Source organism: Phaeacidiphilus oryzae TH49, assembly GCF_000744815.1.
GTDB classification, from domain to species: Bacteria; Actinomycetota; Actinomycetes; order Streptomycetales; family Streptomycetaceae; genus Phaeacidiphilus; species Phaeacidiphilus oryzae.
In genome coordinates this window covers 2185142-2199335 of sequence record NZ_JQMQ01000005.1, presented here as the reverse complement: position 1 = coordinate 2199335, position 14194 = coordinate 2185142, and the positions used below count along the sequence as shown (strand labels likewise).

Below are 14194 nucleotides of genomic sequence, written 5' to 3'. Positions count from 1 at the left end.
CGAGTCGCCGCGCGACTTACCGGGCGGCGCCCGGGGCCGGCCGGAATCGTGGGCCGGGTGCAGGGGTGGAGGGGGGACTGCGGAGGCGGGGGGCTGATTCCGGGTAGGCGGCAGGAACTCGTGGGCGACTGTGGCGGGGTGAAACCCGATCGGGTATTTGTTGCCGAGGCCTGTGGTCCCTCTCACTCATGGGCCGGTATGTTGCGCGCACGCTTCAGCCCGCCGACCTGGAGGCGCTCCCCTTGGGTGCCGAAATCTGTGTGCAGGGTCTGACCAAGTCCTTCGGGGAGGACGTGGTCTGGCAGGACGTCACCTTCACCCTCCCCGCCGGGGAGATCTCCGTCCTGCTGGGCCCCTCGGGGACCGGGAAGTCCGTCTTCCTCAAGACGCTGGTGGGACTGCTCCGGCCCGACGCCGGTTCCGTCCAGGTCGCCGGGACGGACATCACCCGGCTCCGCGAGCACCAGCTGTACGAGGTGCGGAAGCGGTTCGGGGTGCTGTTCCAGGACGGCGCGCTCTTCGGCTCCATGAACCTCTACGACAACATCGCCTTCCCGCTGCGCGAGCACACCAGGCGGTCCGAGTCGCAGATCAGACGGGCCGTCATGGAGAAGATGGAGATGGTCGGGCTGGTCGGCGCCGAGCGCAAGCTGCCCGGGCAGATCTCCGGCGGGATGCGGAAGCGGGCCGGGCTGGCCCGGGCGCTGATGCTGGACCCGGAGATCGTCCTCTTCGACGAACCGGACTCCGGTCTCGACCCGGTCCGGGTGACCTTCCTCAACCAGCTGATCGTCGACCTCAACGCGCAGACCGGGGCCACCTTCCTGGTGGTCACCCACGACATCGCCAGCGCCCGTGCGCTGCCGGACAACATCGGGCTGCTCTTCAACCGCCGCCTGGTCGTGTTCGGCAGCCGGGACGAGGTGTTCGACAGTGACGAGCCGGTCGTCAGGCAGTTCCTGGGCGGCAGGATGCAGGGACCGATCGGGATGGCGGAGGAGAAGGACGCCGCCACCGTGGAGTCCGAGCTCGCCTCACTGGCGGCGGCCGAGGCCGAGGCGGAGGCCGGGGTGGTGGCCGGCATCGGGCCGAACACGCCGGTGGCCGGGCGCAGTTGGGCGCCGAGGATGCTGCCGGGGCCGGGGGTGGAGCGGCCCGAGCGCTGGCAGCTGATCGCCCGGCTCCAGGACGAAGAGGCCCGGGGGCGGCGGAACGGCAGTGCGGCAGTGGGGCCGGAGGCGAGCAGGTGACGGCCAGTCCGGTCGCCGGACTCCGGCACACCGGCAACTTGTTCGCGCTGGCGCTGGACGTCGTCCGGGCACTGCCCCGTAGGCCCTGGCAGGTGCGCGAGTTCGTCGAGCAGGCGTGGTTCGTCGCCTCCGCCTCGATTCTGCCGACCGCACTGGTGGCCATCCCGTTCGGAGCGGTGATCTCCCTCCAGATCGGCGACCTGGCCGACCAACTGGGCGCGGAGTCGTTCGCCGGGGCGGCCTCCGTGCTGGCCGTGCTCAAGGAGGCGGCCCCGATGGTGACCGCGCTGGTCATCGCCGGCGCGGGCGGCACCGCCATCTGCGCGGACCTGGGGGCCCGGCGGATCCGGGACGAGATCGACGCCATGCGGGTGCTCGGCATCGACCCGGTGCAGCGGCTGGTGGTGCCCCGGGTGCTGGCCTCGATGGTGGTGGCGGTGCTGCTCAACGGCCTGGTCTCGGTGGTCGGGATGGGCGGCGGCTATGTCTTCAGCGTGGTGATGAAGGGCGGCACACCCGGCGGCTTCCTGGCCTCGATGACCGCGCTGGCCCAGCCGGCCGACCTGTGGGCGGCCGAGTTCAAGGCGCTGGTCTTCGGCGCCATCTCGGCCGTGGTCGCCTGCTACAAGGGCCTCGCGGTGGAAGGCGGCCCGAAGAGCGTCGGCGAGGCGGTCAACCAGACCGTGGTCATCTCCGTGATGCTGCTCTTCCTCGTCAACTTCGTGCTCACCGCGGTCTTCCTCCAGCTGATTCCGCAGCGGGGGTGAGCCGGGGATGACGGAACGGGGGGAGCGGGGGGAGCCGACGGGGCCGGCGCGGCTCGGCGGCGCCGCGGGCCGGGCGGTGGCCGCGTCCGTGCGGCGGCCGCTCGCCGGGCTGGAGCAGCTCGGCGGCCAACTGTCCTTCTACGCCCGCTCGCTGGGCTGGACCGGCCGCACCCTGCGGCGCTACCGCCGGGAGGTGCTCAGCCTGCTGGCCGAGGTCAGCTTCGGCCGGGGCGCGCTGGCGGTGATCGGCGGCACGGTCGGCGTGATCGCCTTCCTCTCCTTCTTCACCGGCACCGAGGTCGGACTGCAGGGCTACAGCGCGCTCAACCAGCTGGGCACCACGAACTTCAACGCCTTTCTGTCCTCGTACTTCAACACCCGGGAGATCGCCCCCCTGGTCTCCGGGATCGCGCTGGCCGCCACCATCGGCGCCGGCTTCACCGCGCAGCTCGGCGCCATGCGGATCAGCGAGGAGATCGACGCCCTGGAGGTGATGGCGGTCCCCTCGCTGCCGTTCCTGGTCACCGCGCGCATGATCGCCGGCTTCCTCGCGGTGATCCCGCTGTATGTGATCGGGCTGCTCACCTCGTACCTGGCGGCCAGGTTCGTCACCACCACCTGGTACGGGCAGTCCACCGGCACCTACGACCACTACTTCCACCAGTACCTGCCCGCGCACGACGTCCTGTGGTCGTTCGGGAAGGCGATCGTCTTCGCCGTCGTGGTGATCCTGGTGCACTGCTACTACGGGTTCCACGCCAAGGGCGGCCCGGCCGGGGTGGGCATCGCCGTCGGCCGGGCGGTCCGCACCTCGATCGTCGCGATCACCGTGCTGGACTTCTTCCTCTCGCTGGCGATCTGGGGCTCCAGCACCACCGTCCGGATCGCCGGGTAGCGGGCGGGGGAGGCGAGGATGAGTACCGGAGCCGCGGACAGGACCGCCCGTATCCCGGCCCAGCGCGGGCGCCCGCCGGCCGACCCGCGGGTGCTGCGCGGCCGGCGCAACCAGCGGATCCGTTTCCGGCTGTACGGGCTGGCCTACCTCGTGGGGCTGGCGCTGCTCCTCGGCCTCGCGGTCGCCGTCTACCAGGGACGGTTCCAGGACTCGGTGCGGGTGAGCCTGCGCGCGGCCACCCTCGGCGACCAGCTGGACGACCACGCCGACGTGGAACTGCGCGGGGTGGTGGTCGGGCAGGTCACCGCGATCCGCCCGGACGGCACCGGTGCCGACATCGAGCTCGCCCTCAAGCCCTCCTACGCCGCGCACGTCCCGGCGGACGTAAGGGCGCGGCTGCTGCCGAAGACCCTCTTCGGCCAGAAGTACGTGGACCTGGTCGCGCCGGAGTCGGAGTCCGGGCAGTCGTCTCCGGCCTCGGCCGCGGGCGCGGCCTCGACCGCCGCCCGGTTCACCCCGATCCGCAGCGGAGCGGTGATCCCGCAGGACAGGACGGAGGCCGGGATCGAGGTCCAGCGGCTGATGGACGACCTGGAGCCGCTGCTCACCGCGGTGCGGCCGGGCGAGCTGGACGCCGCGCTCTCCGCGATCGCGGATGCCCTGGAGGGCCAGGGCGCCCGGATCGGCGACGGCATGGACAAGCTGGACCGGCTGCTCGGCCGGACCAACCCGCAACTGCCCCTGCTGCGCGAGGATCTGACGCAGCTCGCCCGCACCGCCGACGTCTACTCGGCGGCGGCGCCGCAGCTCCTGGACACCCTGCGGAACACCACCGCCACCGCCCGGACCCTCCTCGCCGAGCGGCAGAACCTCACCCGCCTCCTCACCGCCGCCAGCGGGACGGCCGGCACCGCGCAGGCGGTGCTCCAGCAGAACGCCCAGCGGCTGGTCGGACTGGTCGGCAGCGCGCGGCCGACGCTGGACGTGTTCTCCCGCTACTCACCGACCTTCCCGTGCGTGATCGACAAGCTGGCGGAGGAGCGGCCGCGGCTGCAGCGGGTCTTCCGGGGCGGACTGCTCCACGTCACGATCGTCGCCGCGATGCCGCACGACCGGTACCACACCGACGAGGCGCCCAAGGTCGCGGTGCAGGCGCCGCCCAGCTGCTGGGGGCTGCCGAACCCGGCCGACCCGTTCCCGGTGCCGGACATCTCCGGCGACGGGACCAGGGGCGACGGTGAACTGGTCACCCTGCCGCCGTCCGCCGCCAAGCTGCTCAAGGGGCTCGGTGTGCTGGACGCGCTGGGCAAGGTGACCGGGGCCGCCGCCGAGCGGTCCGCCGTCGACCGGCTGGCCGCGCCGATCCTGGACACCACCCCGGACCGGGTGCCCTCCTCGGCCGCCCTGCTGCTCGGACCGCTGGTCCGGGGGACGGAGGTGACCCTCCAGTGAGGATCCCCGGTCTCTCCGGTCTCCCCGGTCTCTCGGGTCTTTCCGGCGGTGGCCCCAGGCGCGGCCGCCCGGTGGGGGCAGCGATCAGGTTCGGTGTCTTCGCCCTGCTGATGGTGCTGGTCACCGGCGGGCTCGCGGTGCTGGTGTCGAACGCGGACTCCGGTCCGGTCCGCACCTACCACGCGGTCTTCACGGACGTCACCGGGCTCTCGGACGGGGACGACGTACGGGTCGCCGGGGTGCGGGTCGGCAAGGTGACCGGGATCGGCGTCCACGGGGAGGACCAGGCCGAGGTCAGCTTCACCGTCTCCACCAGCCGGCCGCTGCTGGTGAGCACCGGAGCGGTGATCCGCTACCGCGACCTCCTCGGCCGCCGGTACCTGGCCCTCACCGAGGGGCCGGGAGACGGGGCCGAGCTGCCCGGGGGATCGACCATCCCGCTGTCCAGGACCCGGCCCGCCCTCGACCTCGACGTCCTGCTGGACGGCTTCAAACCGCTCTTCGCCGCGCTCAGCCCGGGCGACGTCAACCAGCTGGCCAGCGAGATCATCCAGGTCTTCCAGGGTGAGGGCGGCACCATGACCACCCTTCTCACCCAGACCGCGCAGCTCACCGGCACTCTCGCCGACCGGGACCAGCTGATCGGCTCGGTGGTGGACAACCTCGACCGGCTGCTCGGCACCCTCGACCGGCGGAGCAGTCAGTTCGACGGGCTGCTCACCCAACTCCAGCGGCTGGTGGGCGGATTGGCGCAGGACCGGCAGGCCGTCGGGGACTCGCTCGGCGGCATCGACTCGCTGGCGAGCGCCACCGCGGGGCTCACCCAGCAGGCCCGCCCGGACCTGCGGGCCGACCTGTCGCAGCTGAACACCCTCGCCGGCGCGCTGGCCGCGAACGACGGGCAGTTCCAGCAGACCGTGCGGCAGCTGCCGGGGCGGGCCCAGTCGCTGATCGGGGCGGCCTCCTACGGCTCGTGGTTCAACTTCTACCTGTGCGATCTGCGGGGGGCGGTCACCCTGCCGACGCTGGGGCAGGTCAGGATCCCCGCGCTGCGGTACACGACGGCGAGGTGCCCGCAGTGAGCGGTTTCGCGCGAGAGCTGGGTCCCCGGCTGGTCTCCGGGCTGAGGGGATGGTTCGGGCGGCCCTTCCGGGATCGCAACCCGCTGGTCGTGGGGACCGTCGGGCTCGTCGCGGTCGGGCTGCTCACGCTGCTCGCGTTCAACGCGCAGAATCTGCCGATCCTCTCCGGCACCGCCTACCGGGCCGAGTTCACCGAGGTCGGCGGGCTGCACAGCGGGGACGACGTGACCATCGCCGGGGTGCGGGTGGGAGAGGTGCGCGGACTCTCGCTGGACGGCGGGCGGGTGACGGTCGTCTTCCGGGTCAAGGGCGGCCCGCGGCTGGGCGACCGGACGACCGCCGCGATCAAGGTCAAGACGCTCCTCGGGCAGGACGTGCTGGCGCTCGTCCCGGCGGGCTCCGGGCGGCTGCCCTCGGACGGGACGATCCCGGTGGCGCGCACCACCCCGCCGTACGACGTGGTGGCGGCGATCGGGCAGCTCTCCACCGAGACCGGGCGGATCGACACCGCGCAGCTGGCGCGCTCGCTGGACACCGTCTCCGCCGCCTTCCAGGACACCCCGGCGGCGGTGCGCGGGACGGTCGACGGGCTCTCCCGGCTGTCCCGGACGATCGCCTCGCGGGACGGCGAGCTGCGCGAGCTGCTGGCCCGGGCCGACCGGGTCAGCCGGGTGCTGGCGGACCGCGGCGGGCAGGTCACCGAGCTGGTGAAGGAGGGCGACCAGCTGCTCGCCGAGCTGTCCGCCCGCCGGCAGGTGATCGACGCCCTGCTGCGGGACACCACCCGGCTGGGCAGCCAGATCAGCGCCGCGATCGGGGAGGACCGCGGCCAGGTCGCGCCCGCGCTGGACCGGCTGAACCAGGTGCTGGACATGCTGCGGCGGAACAGGGCGTCGCTGGAGAAGGGGATCCGGCTGATGGCGCCGTTCCTCCGGCTCTACACCAACGCGTTCGGCAGCGGCCGCTGGTTCGACGCCTACATCCAGAACCTGGCCACCCCACCTCAGACGCTGGGCGCCTCCGCGCCGGGCGGCGGATCCGCCGGCGCCCCGCCGGTCGTGGGCGCGGCGGCGAAGGGCGGTGGGTGATGCGGGCAGCGGTGAGGCGGATCGCCGGCGGTCTCCGCCGGACGGCGAAGTCGCTCCTGGGCTCCGGCGGGACGGCCGGGACGGCCGGAAACCAGCGGGAGCGGGGGCGGAAGTGGTGGCGGCCGCGGAGCCGGCGCGGGCGGGTGCTGGCGGCGGTGGTGGCGCTGGGGCTGGTCGGCGGCGGCGGCGTCGGGCTGGGCGTGGTGCTGCGGCCGGGGCCGGCCCAGGTGCGGGTGACGGCCTACTTCTCGCGGACGGTGGGGCTCTACACCGGCTCGGACGTCAAGGTGATGGGGGTGCCGGTGGGGAAGGTCACCCGGATCACCCCGGAGGGCACCCGGGTGCGGGTGGACCTGGAGTACGACGCGAGGGTCCGGGTGCCGGCCGACGCGCGGCTCGGGCTGATCAGCTCCTCCCTGGTCGGCGACCGGTACCTGCAGCTGATCCCGGCCTGGACCAAGGGGCCCGTGCTGAGCTCCGGGGCCGTCATCCCCGAGCGGCGCACCGCCGTCCCGGTCGAACTGGACACCACCCTCGCCAGCCTGAACACCCTCGCCCAGGCGCTCGGCCCCTCCGGCGCCAACCGGGACGGCGCTCTCTCCCGGCTGCTCGCCACCGGCTCGGCCAACCTGAACGGCCAGGGCGCCAAGGCCAACCAGGCCATCGAGGACCTGGCCCAGGCGGTCGGCACCCTCTCCGGCGGCCGTGGCGACCTCTTCGCAACGGTGCGGCAGCTCCAGACCTTCACCACCGCGCTGGCCCGGAACGACTCCCAGGTACGGCAGTTCGCCACCAGCCTGCAGCAGGTCTCCGGCCAGCTGGCCGGCGAGCGGCAGGACCTGGCCGCGATGCTCCACGGCCTGGCGGACGTGCTGACCCAGCTGGCCGGCTTCGTGGCGGACAACCGGGACCGGATGGCCGGCTCGGTGGGCGAGCTGACCCAGGTGAGCAAGGTGCTGGTGGACGAGCGCTCCGCGCTCCAGGAGATCCTGGACGTGGCCCCGGTCGGCCTGGACGACCTGGCCCGCGCCTACGACCCGAACGCGGCCGCCGTCATGGTGCGGCCCAACTACGCGGAGCTGCGCAGCCCCGGGCTGTTCGTCTGCTCGCTGCTGAAGACCGGGGGGCGGGACCCCGACTGCCCGCTGCTGCGGAGAATCCTCGACCCGCTCGGCGAGCTGACCGCGCCCGTCACCGGGAACGGCGGCGTGAGCGGCTCGGGTGCCGGCGGCCCGGGTGCCTCCGGCAGCGGCGGCGGGCTGGACCGGACGCTGGGCGGGATCCTCGGCGGGAAGGGCGGGTCCTGATGGCGAGACGACGGCAGGCGGCCGTGCGCCGGCGCGGGCTGGGCGCGGGGGCGCTCGTCCTCGGCGGCGCGCTGCTGGTCTCCGGCTGCGGGCTCGGCGCCGGAGCGGAGTCGCTGCGGCTGCCCGGCGGGGCCGGCTCCGGCGGGCGCACCTACGCGGTGACGGTGCAGTTCCCGGACGTGATGGACCTGGTGCCGCAGTCCGCCGTCAAGGTCGGCGGGGTGCCGGTCGGCCAGGTGCGCAGCGTCTCGCTGGACGGCTGGCACGCGGATGTGCGGCTGGCCGTCTCGGACCGTACGCGGCTGCCCGCGAACGCCGTCGCCGAGCTGCGCCAGACCAGCCCGCTGGGCGAGAAGTACGTGGCCCTGGAGCCCCCGATCGGCCGGCCGGCCGCCGGGGAGCTGCGCGACGGTGCCGTCATCCCGCTCTCCCGGACCACCCAGGACGTCTCGGTGGAGCAGGTGCTCGCCGCCCTCTCCGCCCTGCTCAACGGCGGCGGGGTGGCCCAACTGCACACCATCGCCTCGGAGTTGAACGACGTGCTGGGAGGGCGCACGGACCGGGCCCGGGACCTCCTCCAGCAGCTTGACCGGCTGGTCGGCGGGCTCGACGGGCAGCGTGACCAGATCGTCCGGGCGCTGGCCGGGATGGACCGGCTCACCGCCCGGATCGACCGCGAGAGCGGCACCGTCGACCAGGCGCTGGACACCCTGCCGCAGGCCCTTCGGCTCCTCGCCGACCAGCGGCGGAACCTCACCGGGATGGTCACCTCGCTCGCCCGGCTCGGCATCGTCGGCACCCGGGTGATCAACGCCTCCCAGGCGGACCTCCTCGGCGACCTGGCCGATCTGCGGCCGATCCTGACCCGGCTCGACCAGGCCGGGAAGAACCTGGTCCCGGCGCTGGACATCCTGGAGACCTTCCCGCTCCCGGAGGACGTGGTCGCGGCGATGAAGGGCGACTACATCAACACCGATGCGACCGTGAACCTGGACTTCACCAGCCTCTACCGGACGGTCGTCGGTGGGCTGACCGATCCGCGGGGGTCCGGCGGATCGGGTGGCGGCAAGGGCGGCAAGGGCGGCTCCGGAGGGGGCGGCCCGGGTGGAGCGGGCGGCTCGGGCGGCCTTCTCGGCGGGGTCGGCGGGCTGCTGGGCGGAGGCTCGGGGTCGGGGGGTTCCGGCTCCGGGGTTCCGGGGGTTCCGGGGGTTCCGGCGGCGCGGGCGGCTCGGGCTCGGGTTCCGGTTCGGGTTCCGGCGGCAACGGCGGGGTCCTCTGCCCGCTGCTCTGCGACAGCGGCTACCGCACCGGCGACGGTGAGGCGGCCTTCGCCGGGATGATGACGAGGGGGATGACCACATGATCGGCCGCATGGCGCGCAACCAGCTGATCGCCTTCACCGCCGTCACCGTCCTCGGCATCGGCTACGTCGGCGCCCGCTACGCCGGCCTCGCCGACGCGATCGCGCCCTCCGGCTACCGGGTCACCGTCCACCTCCCGGAGACCGGCGGGGTCTACGAGGGCTCCGAGGTCACCTACCGCGGCACCGACGTCGGCAAGGTCGCCGCGCTCCGGCTCACCGCCGACGGCGTGGACGCCGACCTCCAGCTGGACCACGGCAGCCGGGTCCCGGCCGACACCCTCGCCGTCGTCGCCGACCGGTCCGCGGTCGGCGAGCCGTACCTCGACCTCCAGCCGCGCAGCTCGGGCGGCCCCTACCTGCACGCGGGAAGCGCCATCGCGCGGGTCGACACCCGTACGCCGCTGCCGCCGGAGACGCTGATCACCAGTCTGGACCGGCTGGCCGGATCCGTGCCGCCGGACCAACTCCGGATCACCGTGGACGAGTTGGGTAAGGCGTTCGCGGGCGAGGGGCCGCGGCTGCGGCAGCTGATCGACTCCGGGGACCGGCTGATCGACTCCGCCCAGGCCAACCTGCCGCAGACCATCGGCCTGCTGCGGCAGGCCCGTACGGTGCTGACCACCCAGGCCGACTCGGGCTCCGCCATCCTGGGGTTCTCCCGCGATCTCGACCGGCTGACCGCCACGGTCAAGGCCGGCGACGGCGATCTGCGGAAGATCCTCCAGCAGGGACCGGTCGCCGCCGAGCAGCTCAACGGCCTGCTCCAGCAGGTGCGTTCGGCGGTGCCGATGATGCTGGCGAACCTGCTGACCGGCAGCCGGATCACCACCGCGCACGTGGCCGGGATCCGGCAGCTGCTGGTGCTGGTCCCGTTGGCCGCCGCCGCGGCGGACTCGGTGCTCACCCCGGACCTCTCCATCCGGCTCGGCGTCGAGCTGAACTCCGAGTCGCCGGCGCCGTGCACCACCGGTTACCAGGGCACCCGGTGGCGGAGCCCGGCGGACACCGCCCCGCGGACGCCGAACACCGCCGCCCGCTGCACCGCCGCACCGAGCAGCGGGACCGACGTCCGGGGCGCGCAGAACGCGCCGAAGGAGACGGACCAGACCGCGGCCCCGACCGGCTCGGTGGAGCTCGGCTCGACCGGTGGACAGCAGAACCTCTTCGGAAAGGACTCGTGGAAATGGCTGCTCGTCGGCCCCACCTCGGCGTGAGCCGACCGCGCGGACTCCCGCGCGGACTGGCGCGCGGACTCCCGCGCGTGCGAGGCGCGTGGGCGCGCTGGACGGCGGGCCCGCTGCCGTACGCGCTGGCCGTGCTGCTGGCGCTGGTGCTCGCCGGAGGCGGCTGGGCGGCCGTCCAGGCGCGCGAGGCGCAGGCCCGCGCGGAGCGCGACCAGGCGGTGCTGGCCGCCGCCCGGCAGACCGCGGTCGACTTCCTCTCCCTGGACTACCACTCCTACGACCGCGACCTGAAGAACGTGCTCAGCGGCGCCACCGGCGGTTTCAAGCAGCAGTTCAGCTCGCAGTCGCAGGAGCTGTCCGCACTGGTGGCGCAGAACAGATCGGTCTCCCAGGGGCAGGTGATCGAGGCCGGGATCCTCCGCGCCGACGACGGTTCGGCGCGGGTGCTGGTGGTGGCGGACAGCCAGGTCAGAAACACCCGGACGCCGAAGGGGCAGACCCTCAACTACCGGCTGCAGCTGGACCTCACCCGCAGCGGCGGGCGCTGGCTGACCTCCGACCTCGCGTTTGTGAGCTGATGGACGATGGCTGACTCCGACTCCCCGCGCACCACCTCCGGCCGGCTGGCGGCCGCCCAGCGGGCCGCGCGCAAGCGGCGCGAGCGCGCGCGGTCCGCGCCGGTGGCACCGGCGGCGCCGGCGGCGGCGCCGTCGGACCTCCTGGAGCGGCCGGAGCCGCCCGCCGAAGCAGAGAAGGAGACGAGGGGGCAGACGACGGAGCAGGCGGAGGAGGTGGCGGAGGTGGCGGCGGAGACCGCGACCCCCCGCGCGCCCTCGCGCGGGCGCGCGGCGGTGTGCGCCGGGCTCGCCGTCGCCTGCGCGGTGGCGCTCGCCTCGGCCGGGGTGGCGGCCCGCGACTGGTGGAACGCGCGGGAGACCGCGCGGGCCGCGACCGCCGCGAGCGCCGCCGCGCGGCTCGCCGCACCGGCCGTCCTCTCCTATGACTACCGGCATCTGAACAGGGACTTCGCCACCGCGCGGACGTACATCACCGGCGGCTTCCGCAGCGAGTACGCCCGCACCACCGCGTCCGTGGTCGGGCCGACGGCCGGCCGGTACCACGGCGTCGTACGGGCCGTGGTGGCGAAGGCGCCGATCGGCGGGGCTCCGGCCGTCTCGGTGGTCTCCGCGACGCGGAACCGGGTGGTGGTCCTGCTGTTCGTCAACCAGACCACCACCAGCACCAAGGTGGCGGGGTCCAGGGTCGACCTCGACCGGGTGCGGTTCACCATGGCGCACACCTCGGGCGGGTGGCGGGTCGAGGCCGTGGACGCCCTCTGAGCTCCGGCCCCGGCCGTGGGTGTCAGCGCGGCGGTGGGAGGTACCCGCGGCCCGCCGGTACGCGCCCTCCCCGGTCAGGCACGTAGCTCCCCCTGCTGCCGGCCGGGCCCGTACCTTCCACCGCCGTGCTGCACCCGGGCGCGTCCCCCGCGCCCGGAACCAGGGTGCGCGAACCGAAGCCGTGGGTCTTGTACAAAAGCGACCACGGGACGACCGCCCCCAGGACCGGAGCCCGTCCGCTTCGCGGCCACCGCGGCGCCAGCGGGCCCCCGGCGCTGGCGAGCCCGCGGCGCTAGCGGGCGTCGGCTCCCACCAGCCGGGGCGGACGGAAGTCGGTGAACGCCGCTCCACCGGCCGCGGGGCCCATCGCCTCCGCCGCGGTCTGCAGGGCCCCCGCGGTCGCCGAGGCGCCCCAACGGCCGGTGCTGACACGGGAGTCGACGGCCTCCAGGCCGGCCACCACCTCGGCGGTGGTGAAGTTGCAGTGGCTCTGCCGGGACACGTACGCCTGCCGCAGCAGGCCGCCGTCCCCGGACCGCGCCACCCGGCGCGCGAAGGCGTTCTCCTGCTCGACCGGCACCAGCTGGTCGGCCGTGGTGTGGAGGTCGAGGAGCGGTACGGCCAGCGACTGGCCGGCCGTCGACGAGGTCCGGAGCCGGGCCACCGCCGCCGGATCCGCGGCCACCCGCGGCCCGCTGTCCAGCGCGGACAGGTCCGCGTCCAGGTCCAGCCCGGCCGCCCGGTACAGCCCGCGCACCTCGCGGAGGTGGACGGAGGAGTCCAGCAGCCGGCGGAAGTCCACGCCGGTGGTCCAGGAGGTGTTGCCGCCGGCCGACTGCTCGACCTCGTACCGGCCGAACTCGACGAAGGCCAGGACGCCCTGGGTGACCAGCCAGTCGTACTGCTGCGCCTCCTGTCCCGGATAGTCGCCGGCGGCGGGCGGGTTGAGGCCCGGCGCCCAGTCGGCGGTGTTCAGGTACGCGGCGGCGAGGGCGATCCGGGCCCGCCCGGCGGGCGTCTGCTGGGCCGCGGTCACCAGCGCCGCCAGCCGGTCCGCGGTGGCCTGGGCGTCCGCCGCCGAGGAGAAGTCCACCAGCTTCACGCCGCCCGCCGGGTCCAGCAGCCGGGCGATCGCGTACTCCCCGTCCAGCTGGTACTCGTCCAGGTCGACGCCGCCGGCGACCAGTCCGCAGAGGCCCAGGGCGCCGTCGATCCGGCCGCCGCCGTCCCGCGCCAGCTGGGCGTTGACCAGCCCGCCCATCGACTCGCCGACCGCGATCACCCGGCTCGGGCGGTGGCCGGTGGCCGCGCCCACGGTGGCGTCGAAGGCGTCGAGGGTGGCGAACTGGTCGTGCTCGGCGCTGTTCAGCGCCCACCAGGAGCCGTTGGGGTCGTAGGAGGAGCCGGCCAGGGCGTAGCCGCGGGCCAGCAGTGCCTGGGCGACGCCGTCGCTGGGGGAGTCCTGTGCGACGGTCGGGCCGAAGCCGTGGCTGAAGAGCAGAACGGTGCCGTTCCAGGCGGTGCCCGGGGGGACGTCGGCGATCCACTGGGCGCCGTCCGCGAGGGTTCCGCTGTAGTGGGCGGCGGCCGTCGCCGCCGTTCCGCTGTCGGCGAGGGCGCCGGCCGCCGGCAGTGCGGCGGAGGCGAGCAGCGCGGCGCTCCCGGCGGCCAGTGCGCGCAACACGATTCGTTTCGGCATGCGCGCGAAATTAGGCTGATCCGTGACAGCGGTCAAGAGATTGCACATCATTCCTCCCGTGCCGGGTGAGGCGGGATGGCAAAATGGTTCGCCGCCAAGGCGGTTCAGAACCTCGTCCACCCAGGGAGTCCCTCGTGCCCGTGCGCGTCCTCGGTCGTCTCGTCGACAGCCACCCCGTCGTTCCGCCGGAGGCCCGGCGGGGCACGGTGCGGCGGATCACCGAGGTGGGCGAGGAGGTGCTGGAGCGCGCCTGCCGCCCGGTGCCGGCCGGGGAGTTCGGCAGTGCGGAGCTCGCCGCGCTGATCGACGACATGTTCGCCACCCAGTACATCGCCGACGGCGCCGGGCTCGCGGCCAACCAGGTCGGTGTGGACCTGCGGCTGTTCGTCTACGACTGCTGGGACGAGGAGGGGGTGCGCCATGTCGGGCACATCCTCAACCCGGTGCTGGACGAGGCGGACCCGGGCGAGCGCCGGCTGCTCGAGGAGAGCGAGGGCTGCCTCTCGGTGCCGGGCGCGGCGATCACCGTGCCGCGCGCGGACCGCGCGGTCGCCCGCGGCTTCGACAAGGACGGCAACCCCCTGGTCATCGAGGGCCGGGGGTACTTCGCCCGGTGCCTCCAGCACGAGACCGACCACCTGGACGGGCGGCTCTACCTCTCCCGCCTCTCCAAGCGCGATCGCCGGGCCGTCCTGCGGGAGTCCGCCGAGGCCCGCGAGGCCGTGCTCGCCAAGCGGGAGCGCAAGGCGGCGGAACTCGCGGGCTGA

General features: G+C 74.2%; 13 protein-coding genes. 12 read left to right on the top strand and 1 reads right to left on the bottom strand.

What is annotated here, in order from left to right; all coding sequences use genetic code 11:
- The first annotated feature begins 242 nt into the window (after positions 1-242).
- The 11 genes from BS73_RS13805 (at position 243) to BS73_RS13755 (ending at position 11728) form a co-directional block, all read left to right on the top strand.
- On the top strand, positions 243-1250 hold the full coding sequence (locus tag BS73_RS13805) for an ABC transporter ATP-binding protein (RefSeq protein ID WP_037572206.1): 1008 nt from the start codon (positions 243-245) through the stop codon (positions 1248-1250).
- Positions 1247-2017, top strand: a complete 771-nt coding sequence (locus BS73_RS13800) for an MlaE family ABC transporter permease (protein ID WP_037572203.1) — start codon at positions 1247-1249, stop codon at positions 2015-2017. The genes BS73_RS13805 and BS73_RS13800 overlap by 4 nt, the downstream gene beginning before the upstream one ends.
- A 7-nt stretch (positions 2018-2024) precedes the next feature.
- Positions 2025-2912, top strand: a complete 888-nt coding sequence (locus tag BS73_RS13795) for an MlaE family ABC transporter permease (protein ID WP_084704044.1) — start codon at positions 2025-2027, stop codon at positions 2910-2912.
- An 18-nt stretch (positions 2913-2930) separates the two neighbouring features.
- On the top strand, positions 2931-4364 hold the full coding sequence (locus tag BS73_RS13790; RefSeq protein WP_051939913.1) for an MCE family protein: 1434 nt from the start codon (positions 2931-2933) through the stop codon (positions 4362-4364).
- A 71-nt stretch (positions 4365-4435) separates the two neighbouring features.
- Positions 4436-5446: an MCE family protein gene (locus tag BS73_RS13785; protein WP_037572200.1), complete on the top strand. Its 1011-nt coding sequence runs from the start codon at positions 4436-4438 to the stop codon at positions 5444-5446.
- Positions 5443-6534: an MCE family protein gene (locus tag BS73_RS13780; protein WP_235215407.1), complete on the top strand. Its 1092-nt coding sequence runs from the start codon at positions 5443-5445 to the stop codon at positions 6532-6534. The genes BS73_RS13785 and BS73_RS13780 overlap by 4 nt, the downstream gene beginning before the upstream one ends.
- Entirely contained in the window at positions 6534-7841 is a 1308-nt protein-coding gene (locus BS73_RS13775) for an MCE family protein (RefSeq protein WP_152617608.1), read from the top strand. Before BS73_RS13780 ends, BS73_RS13775 begins: the two co-directional genes overlap by 1 nt.
- Positions 7841-9181, top strand: a complete 1341-nt coding sequence (locus BS73_RS13770) for an MCE family protein (protein WP_084704043.1) — start codon at positions 7841-7843, stop codon at positions 9179-9181. The genes BS73_RS13775 and BS73_RS13770 overlap by 1 nt, the downstream gene beginning before the upstream one ends.
- A gap of 31 nt (positions 9182-9212) precedes the next feature.
- The gene (locus BS73_RS13765; protein WP_322987264.1) at positions 9213-10418 is read left to right on the top strand and encodes an MlaD family protein; all 1206 of its coding nucleotides are present in this window, start codon (positions 9213-9215) and stop codon (positions 10416-10418) included.
- Positions 10419-10465: 47 nt separating this feature from the next.
- A complete protein-coding gene (locus BS73_RS13760) occupies positions 10466-10966 on the top strand; it encodes a hypothetical protein (RefSeq protein ID WP_152617607.1) in 501 nt (166 codons plus the stop codon).
- Positions 10967-10972: 6 nt separating this feature from the next.
- Positions 10973-11728: a hypothetical protein gene (locus tag BS73_RS13755; RefSeq protein ID WP_037572192.1), complete on the top strand. Its 756-nt coding sequence runs from the start codon at positions 10973-10975 to the stop codon at positions 11726-11728.
- 292 nt (positions 11729-12020) lie between these two features.
- Here the strand turns inward: BS73_RS13755 and BS73_RS13750 are convergent, their stop codons facing one another.
- A complete protein-coding gene (locus tag BS73_RS13750) occupies positions 12021-13427 on the bottom strand; it encodes an alpha/beta fold hydrolase (protein WP_051939911.1) in 1407 nt (468 codons plus the stop codon).
- 134 nt (positions 13428-13561) lie between these two features.
- Here BS73_RS13750 and def point away from each other — a divergent pair, with 134 nt between their 5' ends.
- Positions 13562-14194, top strand: coding sequence for a peptide deformylase (gene def, locus BS73_RS13745; RefSeq protein ID WP_037572190.1), 633 nt, complete (start codon positions 13562-13564; stop codon positions 14192-14194).

Excerpts from the sequence above, each read along its gene's own strand:
- BS73_RS13795 (WP_084704044.1), top strand. The coding sequence starts at position 2,025 with ATGACGGAACGGGGGGAGCGGGGGGAGCCGACGGGGCCGGCGCGGCTC.
- BS73_RS13790 (WP_051939913.1), top strand. The coding sequence starts at position 2,931 with ATGAGTACCGGAGCCGCGGACAGGACCGCCCGTATCCCGGCCCAGCGC.
- BS73_RS13775 (WP_152617608.1), top strand. The coding sequence starts at position 6,534 with ATGCGGGCAGCGGTGAGGCGGATCGCCGGCGGTCTCCGCCGGACGGCG.
- BS73_RS13770 (WP_084704043.1), top strand. The coding sequence starts at position 7,841 with ATGGCGAGACGACGGCAGGCGGCCGTGCGCCGGCGCGGGCTGGGCGCG.
- BS73_RS13765 (WP_322987264.1), top strand. The coding sequence starts at position 9,213 with ATGGCGCGCAACCAGCTGATCGCCTTCACCGCCGTCACCGTCCTCGGC.
- BS73_RS13755 (WP_037572192.1), top strand. The coding sequence starts at position 10,973 with ATGGCTGACTCCGACTCCCCGCGCACCACCTCCGGCCGGCTGGCGGCC.
- BS73_RS13750 (WP_051939911.1), bottom strand. The coding sequence starts at position 13,427 with ATGCCGAAACGAATCGTGTTGCGCGCACTGGCCGCCGGGAGCGCCGCG.